At 39.4% G+C, this 12,686-nt stretch carries 11 protein-coding genes; all 11 read left to right on the top strand.

The features are described from left to right. Nucleotides 1–852 precede the first annotated feature (852 nt). The gene (locus BM130_RS02395; protein WP_010526786.1) at nucleotides 853–2,262 is read left to right on the top strand and encodes an NfeD family protein; all 1,410 of its coding nucleotides are present in this window, start codon (nucleotides 853–855) and stop codon (nucleotides 2,260–2,262) included. Between the two features lie 296 nt (nucleotides 2,263–2,558). Next, nucleotides 2,559–2,768 (top strand): hypothetical protein, encoded by a 210-nt coding sequence (locus BM130_RS02400; RefSeq protein WP_010526785.1) that lies wholly within the window; start codon nucleotides 2,559–2,561, stop codon nucleotides 2,766–2,768. Nucleotides 2,769–3,060: 292 nt separating this feature from the next. Then, nucleotides 3,061–3,855, top strand: coding sequence for a Rossmann-like and DUF2520 domain-containing protein (locus tag BM130_RS02405; RefSeq protein ID WP_010526784.1), 795 nt, complete (start codon nucleotides 3,061–3,063; stop codon nucleotides 3,853–3,855). A gap of 402 nt (nucleotides 3,856–4,257) precedes the next feature. Continuing rightward, nucleotides 4,258–4,773, top strand: coding sequence for a KdsC family phosphatase (locus BM130_RS02410; RefSeq protein ID WP_010526783.1), 516 nt, complete (start codon nucleotides 4,258–4,260; stop codon nucleotides 4,771–4,773). A 330-nt stretch (nucleotides 4,774–5,103) separates the two neighbouring features. Beyond that, on the top strand, nucleotides 5,104–6,051 hold the full coding sequence (locus tag BM130_RS02415; RefSeq protein ID WP_010526782.1) for a geranylgeranylglycerol-phosphate geranylgeranyltransferase: 948 nt from the start codon (nucleotides 5,104–5,106) through the stop codon (nucleotides 6,049–6,051). A gap of 146 nt (nucleotides 6,052–6,197) precedes the next feature. Next, complete coding sequence (locus BM130_RS02420; RefSeq protein ID WP_010526781.1) at nucleotides 6,198–6,785, top strand: Maf family nucleotide pyrophosphatase; 588 nt, start codon at nucleotides 6,198–6,200, stop codon at nucleotides 6,783–6,785. Between the two features lie 184 nt (nucleotides 6,786–6,969). Then, nucleotides 6,970–7,101 (top strand): hypothetical protein, encoded by a 132-nt coding sequence (locus BM130_RS15745; protein WP_258164875.1) that lies wholly within the window; start codon nucleotides 6,970–6,972, stop codon nucleotides 7,099–7,101. Nucleotides 7,102–7,524: 423 nt separating this feature from the next. Further along, entirely contained in the window at nucleotides 7,525–9,687 is a 2,163-nt protein-coding gene (locus BM130_RS02425) for a S46 family peptidase (protein ID WP_010526780.1), read from the top strand. Nucleotides 9,688–10,037: 350 nt separating this feature from the next. Continuing rightward, complete coding sequence (locus tag BM130_RS02430) at nucleotides 10,038–10,790, top strand: tetratricopeptide repeat protein (protein ID WP_010526779.1); 753 nt, start codon at nucleotides 10,038–10,040, stop codon at nucleotides 10,788–10,790. Between the two features lie 184 nt (nucleotides 10,791–10,974). Continuing rightward, on the top strand, nucleotides 10,975–11,748 hold the full coding sequence (locus BM130_RS02435) for a 3'-5' exonuclease (RefSeq protein ID WP_010526778.1): 774 nt from the start codon (nucleotides 10,975–10,977) through the stop codon (nucleotides 11,746–11,748). A 124-nt stretch (nucleotides 11,749–11,872) separates the two neighbouring features. After that, nucleotides 11,873–12,484: a fumarylacetoacetate hydrolase family protein gene (locus tag BM130_RS02440; protein ID WP_010526777.1), complete on the top strand. Its 612-nt coding sequence runs from the start codon at nucleotides 11,873–11,875 to the stop codon at nucleotides 12,482–12,484. Nucleotides 12,485–12,686: the final 202 nt, after the last annotated feature.

Here is a 12,686-nt window from a genome sequence, read left to right on the forward strand (position 1 = left end):
ATTTTACTTACTTCATTGATATATTGTTTTTTTAAAAGTAGTCAATAGTGGTTAGTCGTTAGTCACTAGTCCATTAGCACTAATGACTGTTCACTAATGACTATTGACTATTGACTAATCACTTCTTCTGCCTTCTGCCTGTGCACTTCTGCCTCGGGCTTTTTATACATGCTCTTTTGTGGCAAAAGCCGCCATGCTCGTTTCATTCGCATAAAAATCATTTAAATCCCTGATTTATTGGTTTCTATGACTAGCCATTAGTGGTTAGTGAATAGTCATTAGTTTTTTTAGCACATCAAATACCAAATGTTTAGATTTTTAGAAATAAGAAATATTTTTTAATGATAATTTTTTAATATCCGTAAACTAGCAAATCAATCTCACCAATCCACTCAATCCCCACAATCTCATTATCTAACAGCCACACGACCTAATAGCCTCTGAGTGGCCTATCCTTTCCCACTTCATGTTTTTGTACAAAAATAATGTTGTAATTTAAATATGAAAAAATGTAACCATATTCCTCTTTGCAATGATAAAAATAATATTGGTTAATGACATCGTTCAATCATTAGTCGTAATACCTAATACATCAACAACTTAAAATTTGTCATCACAAAATAAAACCATATATTCCTTACCATTATAAATTTTGAAGAGCAATAGCCATTTTTATTTTAGACGAAAAAACTATATTTGATAACCATCAGGGATTAATCATACCAAATACTATTTTATTTTTGATGAGACTAATGGATTCATTAATCTGTTTTAATACATTAGTTTCACTTTTGATGATTAATTCATAAATTATAACCCTTACTAGTCAAACGAATTATCGATTAAACAATTATGAAGAAACTTTTAATACTATTGCTGGCAGTGATGATGCTTCCTTCGGTAAGAGGGACGGAAGCTGAAGAAGAAAGTGAGAAAACCAATCTGGTTTATCTGCTTCGTATTTTCAGCAATATCAACAGTACCAGCTGGATACATACACAAAAGGCGTTTGAGGAAGCCGAAAAATTAAATGCCGATGCCATTTTAATACATTTAAACACCTACGGCGGTCATGTCATTTTTGCCGATTCAATTCGCACCAAAATTCTCAACAGCACCATACCGGTACATGTGTTTATTGATAACAATGCCGCCAGTGCCGGTGCCCTTATCTCCATTGCCTGCGACAGCATTTATATGAGACCCGGCGGCAACATTGGTGCTGCAACGGTAGTTAACCAAACCGGCGAAGAGATGCCCGACAAATACCAGTCGTATATGCGCTCTACCATCCGTGCCACCGCCGAAGCACATGGTAAAGACACCATCATTACGGCCACAGATACCATAATAAAATGGAAAAGAGACCCCCGTATTGCCGAAGCCATGGTGGATGACAGAGTGTCTGTCCCCGGTGTTATAGACTCGGGCAAAGTACTTACTTTCACTGCACTCGAAGCTATAGAGCATGGCTTTTGTGAAGGTACAGCCAATTCTATTGGGGAGGTCATCAAATTATTAAAATTAGAGCCGTACGAACTTAAAACTTACCAGCCCTCCTTTTACGACAGCATCAAAGGGTTCCTCACCAGTCCTGTACTTCAAAGCCTATTGGTTCTGCTCATAATCGGAGGTTTATATTTTGAATTGCAATCGCCGGGTGTTGGTTTTCCACTGGCACTGGCTGTGCTGGCAGCTATCCTTTATTTTGCACCACTATATATTGACGGTCTGGCTGCCAACTGGGAAATATTAATTTTCATAATAGGCCTAGCCCTAATAGCAATAGAAATTTTTGCCATACCCGGATTTGGGATAACAGGTATTTCAGGGATAATATTGACCTTAACCGGCCTAATTCTCAGTTTGGTCAACAATACCGATTTTGACTTCTCACCCGTTGATACAGGTGCTTTCCTCAAAGCAATAGTGACTGTGTTTAGCGGAATTTTTGGCGGCTTTATTCTCTCACTCTGGCTTAGCCAAAAAATTTTCAGCAAAACTAAAGGTCCCTTTGCCAAGCTGGCTCTGCAAACCTCTCAACCAACAAATCAAGGTTATGTAAGCGTCGATACCGAAATAAACAATCTTACCGGGAAAGAAGGAAAAGCCGTAACTGTCCTTCGACCCTCCGGACGCGTGGAAATTGACGGGAAAATTTATGACGCCAGATCTTCCGGTGAATTTATCGACAAAGATGAACCGGTAATAGTGACCGATTTTTCTACCGCACAAGTGGTCGTTAGAAAAATGGATGACTAAACATTGTTATTTAGAGATGTCAATTTTTTGCCTTTTTTGTTCACTATGCCATTAACTATTTCCCAGACATACCCTTAACAATCAAATATACAACACATTGCAATACATTTAAAAAAATTCATTTTATCTCTCTTTTTTTTGTTCTATTTGTATTGACATATCAAAAATCACTATTTTGGTTTTTGAAAAAGATATTGTAATGCTCTTAGCATTTTGTCTTTTTCAGACGTTCTTTAATTTTTAAATTAAAATTGTATTACTAATTTTTCTAATCAAATTAACAATCGATTAAAATCATGAAATCCAAAAAGCTGCCTAAAAAGCACAAGGAAGATTTCGATGCTCTCGAAAAACCCAAAAAATCAGGAATCAAGGCAAAAAAAACTAAGAGAGACAGAAAACCTTCCATCTATGACGAGCTGGAAGATTTTGATGAATTTGTGCTAAACGACAGAGAATACAGCGGATTCGATGACTTCTACGACGATGACGATGACCTGTATTAAGAAGGTAAAAGAACCCAATTGACATCTTAAAAAGGCTGTCCAAAAAGGCAGCCTTTTTTTTGTGATTAACAATTTAATGAAATTTCTTCACTACCTCACCCAAATCTTTTTCACCCTATTTTTGTGAAACAGGTTTCGTGAAAAATTCAGCTCTCGAACTATGAACTTCACATATAACTAACCAAAGGCTTTGCTTTTTCTTCCCATTGTTTCTGCTTATTTTCGTGCTTACAAAGTCATATGGTCAATTTTCTATATGTCACATCCCCAAATACAATAAAAAAGTTATAGAATGACAGACATATCCATCCCTATCTCTTCAGTGGTTATTTTCGGAAGTGGAAATGTAGCCACACATTTGGCCAAAGCCTTCTCGAGCAATGGAATAAGCATCCGACAAATCTATTCCCGTAACTACCAACATGCCCGAGCTTTGGCTTCACAATTTAATGAGACCAAAGCCATTGAACACCCTCAACAAGCCGACACCGGTGCCGACCTATGGCTCATTGCCGTTGTTGATGATGCCATCAAAGAAATTGTCTCTGCTCTACCCCCATTTAATGGTATTGTTACTCATACAGCAGGAAGCATCAGCATGGATGTTTTGTCCCGATTCCCTCATCACGGTGTGTTTTATCCTTTTCAGACTCTGAGTAAAGAAAGAAAAATTGATTACAACAGCCTTCCATTGTTAATTGAAGGAAGCGACAACGTCACTACTCAGAAACTATTAAAACTTGCCCGCACCGTTTCACCAATAGTCAGTGAAGCTGATTCCGGAACCCGGGGCATCCTCCATATCGCTGCAGTCTTTTCATGCAATTTCGTGAATCACCTTTATACTCTGTCGGCCGACCTTTTAGCCAACAACGGTCTCTCTTTCGATTTCTTAACGCCGCTCATACAGGAAACCACCCGAAAGATTTTAACCATGCCGCCGCAAAAAGCACAAACAGGTCCGGCCATACGAAACGACAAAACCGTCATGAATAAACATCTTGAACAATTGAAAGATAACCCCACACTTAAAAAAATTTATCAACTTATGAGCGAAAATATAATTCACTATCACCAGGCCCAATAGCTTCAACTCATCACTATGAATATCATATCATTTAATCGTTCTATCAAGATATTGGCGGAAATAACTATATTGATTTACAAAAACTCACATTCAATTTATGAATTAATTTTAGCTGACAATTAAATATATGGGATACACAAGAATGCTTTTACGAAAAACGGATTGGAAAAAGTAAGCTTCCAAGATAAAAGGAAATTACTAAATTTATCGCCTCGGGAAATTTTCGAGGTATCGGGGAATAACCAACAAAGATTCAAAAGATTCAAAAGATTCATTAGTATATAATTTATCTAATTCATTGGTTTAATGGAACTCGCATGGCTTAATAAAATGTATACATGTTCTTTTGTGGCAAAATCTAATATAAAATCATAGTATCAATAAAAACGAAAAATATCATTCATGACCAATTTCAAGGAAGATTTGATGAAAGTAAAAGCTTTTGCTTTTGACGTAGATGGTGTATTATCTTCGCAAGTTATACCGTTGCATCCTACCGGCGAGCCTATGCGTACGGCCAATATAAAAGATGGCTTTGCCATTCAACTGGCAGTAAAACTGGGCTATCAAGTAGCCATCATCACCGGCGGGAAAACCGAAGCCGTTCGCAAACGGTATATAAACCTGGGCGTACAAGATGTTTACATGGGCTCTTCTGATAAAATCATAGACTTTAAATCATGGATTTCAAAGCACAATCTTAATCCGGACAATATACTTTATATGGGCGATGACTTACCCGACTTTCCGGTAATGGAAAAAGTAGGCGTTCCCGTATGTCCGGCCGATGCGGTAGAAGAAATAAAATCGCTGTGCAAATACATCAGCCACCTCAAAGGGGGTGAAGGATGCGCTCGAGATGTTATAGAACAAGTGTTGCGGGCACACGGCAAATGGGGCAAAGATTTAACCTGGTGAACAAAAAGATTTATTAAAATTTTTATATAAAACCGGCGTGGCTGCTTTGACTGCAAAAGAAAATATGTAAAAGAGGTTTAAAGTAGTTAGTCAACAGTCAGAAGTCATTAGTATTGATAAACTGTGAACAATAGACTTTGTACCAATTTTCTGTTGCATTAAGCCAATGTTTTAGATAAATAAAATATTAAGTGAATAAAAAACAGAAGAACAGCAACTTCGCCAAGGGGAAAAATTAAAGGAAGCCACCCAAAACAGAGCAATAGTTTAAACCCTAAGCGTAAAAAATAAGGAAATACATTAATTTAAGATTCTCAAAAACAACAAAAAATGATGCCATATTTAAAACTCATACGGTACAAGAATCTTATCATCATAGTTCTTCTTCAGTGCCTTTTACGTTACGGACTGTTGTTGCCGGTGCTGGCCCATTACGGTGTTTCCCCCGTACTTAGTCATTTACGTTTTGGCTTACTGGTATTGGCCACGGTGTTACTGGCAGCTTCAGGATATGTTATTAACAACTATTTTGACGTTCGGATAGACCGCATCAATCACCCCGAAAAGGTGGTGGTTGGACGTCATATCCACCGCAGAGTGGCATTGTTATTACATGTTGTTTTAACCATGGCCGGAGTTTTTACCGGTCTCTTTTTGGCATATATCACTCGAAAAGAAACATATGCCCTGTTATTCATCATGGTACCCGCATTGCTGTGGTATTATTCCACAACTTTAAAAAAACAGATGCTGGTAGGCAACCTCACCATTGCGCTATTAACGGCGCTGGTGCCGTTTTTGGTCGTTTCCTTTGAATTTGCCACCCTTGCCCGGGTACACGGCAGTGTCATTCTTCAGTCAGAAGCTTGCTCTACGGCATGGTTTTGGACGGCCGGCTTTGCCTTTTTTGCCTTTATCAGCACGCTTATGCGTGAACTTATCAAAGATATCGAAGATATGGAGGGTGACCGTGAAGCCGGATGCCATACCCTTCCGGTAGAAATGGGCATCGGTTATTCCAAAAGTATAGTCATTGCCCTTGCCATCGCTTCGGTAATTGCCCTTTGGGTTATTCTGGCGATGGTTCCTCAACTACGCAACAGTTCTGTCACATGGGGTTATTTCTTTCTCTTTTTGACAATTCCATATCTATGGTTAGGAATCATAGTTTTGAAAGCTAAAACAAAAAAGAATTTCACATTGGCCAGCTCTCTTAGCAAATTTATTATGCTGATGGGTATTTTATTCATACTGGTGGCCCGTTCCTTTTTTATATAAAACGACTGTCGCCTGGTTGCTTTGTTAGAAAACACTTATTTTTGGCCCAATTTAAAACATATCCGAGTTAATTCTGACCCGTAAAAATTTTCAATACTTATAGATTGAGAAGAACAATATTTTAGAGTTGGATTCAGAAAATAAATATGATTTTTAAGAAATTAGAATCGTACAATATTACCTTAGCCTCGGGGTCACCACGCAGAAAAGAGATTCTGGAAAAAACCGGAATACCGTTTACCATAGGACGAGGAAGGGACGTCAGGGAAGAGTATCCTGCCGACCTGCCTATCGATCAGGTGGCACTATTTTTAGCCCGACTGAAAGCAGATGCCTGGAAAGATATTTGGCAGCAACCCAACCAAATGGTTATCACAGCCGACACAATTGTTGCTATCGACAACAAGGTGATCGGAAAACCCGAAGACAGGGACCATGCCATACAGATGCTAAACAATCTTTCGGGACGCTCCCACCGCGTTGTGACAGGTGTGGTCATCCGAACGGCAGACAAAGAAAAAGCTTTTACCGATGTCACCACCGTTCATTTTAAACCTCTCGCTCGCGAAGAAATCATATATTACATCGACCAATACCAACCTTTCGATAAGGCAGGTGCTTATGGCATCCAGGAATGGATAGGCCTTATTGGCATCCACCGAATAGAAGGTAGCTATTTTAATGTTATGGGATTGCCGGTTTCCAGGTTGATGGAAGAATTGAGGAACTTCTGATAAGAAACACATTAACACGCCATTATACCGTTTGGCCATTAGGCCGACAGATAATTAGACTGTTCGGCTTTAGACGAGAAGTCAGAAAGTGACTAAATATCAGTTTTCTGATGTGCAAATTATTGATAATTGTCACTGATTTATAAGTTCTTATTATATGAAATAATTCTAAAAAGCTTAGGGCATGGAGCATAAAGATGAGGAAAGAGAGGATGAAACGAGCATGACCAGGGAAGCTTGTCACAACCAGAACATGTTTAAAAAGCCCAAGGAAGAAATGCACAGGCAGAAGGCAGAAGAGGTGATTAGTCATTAGTGATTAGTCACTAGTCAACAGTCATTAGTGATTAGCGTTGATTTACTAATTACTAACCACTAACCACTAATGACTACTCATAAGAAGCAATATATCAATAAAGTAAGTAAATTTTATACTGATGAAACGAGCATGGCGGCTGTTGCCACAAAAGAACATGTATAAAAGACAAAGGCAGAAGTGCACAGGCAGAAGGCAGAAGAGGTGATTAGTCATTAGTTAACAAGTGGTTAGTATTAAATAACTAATGACTAACTACTAACCACTAACAACTACTTATAAGAAGCAATATATCAATAAATTAAGTAAATTTTATACGAATGAAACGAGCATGACTAAAAGGATTTGTCACAAAAAGAACATGTATAAACTTTAAGTCATGCGAGTTCCATCAGACCAATAACTTAGAAAAATTTTATACTGATGAAAAAAATCCTATTACTTCTTGTTTCAGTACACATGTCGCTGATTGCCTTGGCAGATGAAGGCATGTGGATACCCATGTTGCTTGAAAAATACAACATTGAAGAGATGCAATCCATGGGGTTTAAATTAACGGCTGAAGATATTTACAGTATCAACCAGGCCAGCATGAAGGATGCCGTCATGATTTTTGGCGGTGGCTGTACGGCTGAGCTGATTTCTGATCAGGGATTGATTATTACCAATCATCACTGTGGCTTCTCATCCATACAATCACACAGCAGCGTAGAACATGATTACCTGACCGACGGTTTCTGGGCCATGTCAAAAGAAGATGAATTGCCCAATCCGGGACTCACCGTTACATTCCTGAAATACATGAAAGATGTGACCGACAGCGTTCTTAACGGTGTGAGCGAGTCTATGACCATGAACGAACGGAAAAAACTCATCAATCAAAACATCAAGAAGATAGAAGAAGAGGCCGTCAAAAACACCCACTACACCGCTGTTGTTAAGCCTTTCTTTCATGGCAACCAGTACCTGTTGTTTGTCAATGAAGTTTATAAAGATGTTCGTCTGGTGGGGGCGCCTCCCTCTGCCATTGGCGACTTTGGCGGTGATACCGACAACTGGATGTGGCCCAGACATACCGGTGATTTCTCTCTGTTCAGAATCTATGCCGACAAAGACAACAAACCAGCAGAGTACAGTCCGGACAATCAACCCTTTAAACCCAAAAAACATTTTCCTGTCTCGTTGAAGGGCATACAGGAAGGCGACTTTACCATGGTATTTGGCTATCCGGGAAGTACCGAACAATACGTCCCCTCATACCACCTGGAAATGCTCACCCAAAAGGTTTATCCCCCATTGATTAAGATGCGTACCAAAAAATTGGAGGTCATGAACCGGTACATGGCACAAGACCCGGCGGTTCGTATTCAATATGCGGCTAAAAACGCCAGTGTGGCCAACTCATGGAAGCGATGGCGCGGAGAAATTCGCGGACTCGAAAAACTTAACGCCATCGAAAAAAAGGAAAACTTCCAGAAACAATTTCTGCAATGGGCACGGCAAGACCAACAACGGCGCCAAAAATACGGCACTCTGCTCAACGAATATGAAACCTTATATCAACAACTGGGAGATGTAAGACTTGCCCGTGACCTGTTATTGGAAGTTATCTATCGAAACGGTATTGAAATTGCCCGGTTGGTATCTAAATTCCAACCCATTATTAAGGCTTATGAAGAAGAAAAGCCTGACCAACAAAAGATTCTGAAACTCAAAGAAGCGTTAAAATCAGATGTTAAAGAATTTTTCAAAGATTACCATCGTCCCCTCGATAAAGAACTGACCGCCCATATACTTACCATCTATCAGTCTGAAGTAAAACCTCAATATTTACCATCTGTATATGACATGATCAACAAAAAATACAAAGGTAATTATGTACGTTTTACAGAACATATTTTTCAAAAGACGATATTTTCAGACGAAGAAGCTACCATCCAATGGGTTGAACGTTTCTCGGCCAAAAGCATTAAAAAATTAAAGAAAGATCCGGCTTGGATGCTTTACGATAGCTTTTATGAAACTTACAGAGAAAATATTTATCCTTTGTATCAGTCGCTTATGGCAACCAACGATAGTCTCAACAGAATTTATATGCAAGGCCAGATGGCTTTCGAGCCGGACAGAGTTTTTTACCCCGATGCCAACTTCACCTTGCGGGTCACCTACGGACAGGTAAAAGGTTATGAACCGCGTGATGCCGTCCGGTATCATTACCAAACCACCATTGAGGGAATCATGGAAAAAGACAATCCCGATATTTATGACTACCGGGTACCTGAAAAACTAAAAGAGCTCTATCGGAAAAAAGATTTCGGACGTTATGGGCAAAACGGTACGCTTCCGGTATGCTTTATAGCCACCAACCATACCACCGGCGGCAACTCGGGAAGTCCTGTCATCAATGCCGACGGGCACCTCATCGGTGTCAATTTTGACCGCGCATGGGAAGGGGTCATGAGTGACCTAATGTTTAACCCGGAACAGTGTCGTAACATCTCTCTGGATATCAGGTATGCTTTGTTTATCATCGACAAATTTGCCGGTGCCGGTTATCTGTTAGATGAAATGACATTAGTAGAATAATTCACCAATCAGAATTATTAAATAAAGCCCATACTAAATTTAAACGCATCAGGTCAACAACTGATATATCTCTATCTTTCGGTTGTTGATGCTGATGCTTTTTTTAAATTTGTTGTCCCAAAAGGTAGGAACAAGGTTTAGAAATCAGAAGCCCGTTGCTATAATGTCAGAGGATAGATAAGATAAGCAGATTGGGGAAGTTGGTAGTCATAGACCGAGAGTCAGCAGCCGGAATACTATTCACACAACCAACCTTTTGCCATTTATTTCCACCTATATTTCTATTAATTTATGGTTTCAGGTTTCAGATGAATTCCCAATAACCAACAACTCAGTTAATTTTAATACAAATGCGATTAAAGAAGTTTCTGATCTTTCAGGTTTTGATTTCCCTGCTTACCATGCCGGAGAAGAGCACTGCACAAGATTACAACGATATCTTCTACGAGTGCTATATTTCTTCCGACATGGCTCCGTGGAAAGAAACCATAGAAAAAATGGAGCAACAACTGGATGAAGATGATTACAATCAACTATTTGATATCACTTTAGCCTGTTATGGATATATTGGTTATTGTTTGGGAAATAACAAAAAAGATGAAGCCGGAGTCTACCTAAATAACGGATGGAAATATCTCAAAAAATTAACTCAACATTCCCGGGCTGATGCAGCACCTTTTGCCCTTAAGAGTGGATTCTACGGCTTTGAAATGGCATTATCCAGATACAAAGCAATCTATTTAGGCCCCAAAAGTATGTCGGCACTTGAACAGGCAGCCGCCATCGACTCAACCGACATCCACTATCACATCGAAAAAGGGAATCAAATGTACTATTTACCGTCTCTCTTGGGTGGAGATAAAGAGGTGGCAATCTACCATTACAAAAAAGCCATTGAAATAATGGAGGCCGGCAGCCGCTATCACAAACGACACTGGTTTTACCTCAATTCATTGGTGACACTGGGCTACTCATATGAAGTAACAGGCCATATCAACGAAGCACGAACCATCTATCAAAAGATTCATTCGCTGGAGCCCCATTTCAAATGGTTTAATGAAGAAGTGTGGCCCGATTTTGTAAAAAAACATGGCGCCGATTAGTTAATATCACAAAAAACAATTGGGGCAAAGAAAAGAAAATTGTTTACCTATCCTTCAGATATGAGACGGTAAACTCTAATCAACTTTTTTAGGTTTAACCCTCATTAATAACTATTTTTGTCATCTATTTGCGTTTGAGTTACAAATAGATTGAATAAAAGATTAATAGAAATAAAACAAAAACATGCAGCTAAATTTAAAAAACCCCATTGTATTTTTTGACCTTGAAACCACCGGCATCAACATTGCCAAGGACCGAATAGTGGAAATATCCCTGCTGAAAGTTAACGTTGATGGGTCCGAACAATCTAAAACATATCGCATTAATCCGGAAATGCCCATCCCCAAAAAATCTTCCGAAATTCATGGCATCTATGATGAAGATGTGGCTGATGCCCCTACCTTTAAAGAAGTAGCCCGCCAATTGGCGAACTTCATGGAGGGATGCGATATTGCAGGATATAATTCCAATAAATTTGACATTCCGTTGTTGGCCGAAGAGTTTATTCGTGCCGGGGTGGATTTCGATATGACCAAACGCAAATTCATCGACGTACAAACCATCTTCCATAAAATGGAAAAAAGGACGCTGGAAGCTGCCTACAAATTTTATTGTGACAAAACCTTGAAAGATGCACATAGTGCCGAAGCCGATACCAGGGCCACTTACGAAGTCCTCAAAGCCCAACTCGACCGTTACAAGGAGCTAAAAAATGACGTTGAGTGGTTGTCAAAATTCTCGTCTCACAATAGAAATGCCGATTTTGTAGGACGAATTATTTTCGACGAAAACGGGGATGAAGTTTTTAACTTCGGAAAATATAAGGGACAGAAAGTTACAGAAGTTCTAAAAAAAGACCCCGGCTATTACAGCTGGATGATGAATGGTGACTTCCCCCTATTCACCAAAAAGGTGCTTACTAATATTAAACTTCGGAGTGCATTTAAAAAAGAATAACCTGAAGAATTAAAGGATTGGAATGAAGAGATTGAAGGGATTGACGAGATTGAAGGGATTGATGAGATTGATGAGATTGAAGGGATTGATGAGATAGAGAAGTCAGAAGCTAAATTATATAAAGATGAAGATACTGTGTATAGGACGAAACTATGCCAACCACGCGCGAGAGCTTAGCAATCCTGTTCCCACGGAACCGGTAGTTTTTTTAAAGCCCGACTCGGCTTTGCTGCGCAATAACGACCCCTTTTTCCTCCCCGATTTTGCCAAATCTTTTCATCACGAAGTGGAAATAGTGGTGCGCATCAACCGTGTAGGCAAATGCATAGAAGAGCGGTTTGCTCATCGTTACTATGATGAAATTGGTCTGGGCATTGATTTTACGGCTCGTGACCTGCAGGATGATTTACGAAAAAAAGGTCTTCCATGGGAAAAAAGTAAGGCCTTCGACAACTCGGCAGTAATATCCAAATTTGTAAAAAAAGAGACACTGCCCGACATAAATCATCTAAATTTTCGTTTGGAAGTCAATGATGAAGTACGCCAGAAAGGAAACACTTCAGATATGCTTTTCTCCATCGACCAGATTATTGCACACGTTTCCAAATATTTCATGCTGAAGATTGGCGACCTCATATACACCGGCACACCGGCAGGGGTAGGGCCCGTAAAAACCGGTGACCGCCTGAAAGGATTCATCGAAGATGACCTTTTCTTCGATTTCATGGTCAAATAGAAGCCAGACTATTTGGATATAAATAGAAATAAATGGAAACATACTGATTTAAGTAGCTTGGTTTGGAAGCCGAAAGTCAGTGGCCAGAAGCCGGAAGTTAAAATGCAGAATCAATATTATCAGTACAAAAACAATCTATATCCATTTATTTCTATGTATATCTACTTGTATCCTCTTAAAATTTATCTTCTGGCCACTGGCT

It is taken from the genome of Thermophagus xiamenensis, assembly GCF_900112795.1.
Taxonomy (GTDB): domain Bacteria; phylum Bacteroidota; class Bacteroidia; order Bacteroidales; family Marinilabiliaceae; genus Thermophagus; species Thermophagus xiamenensis.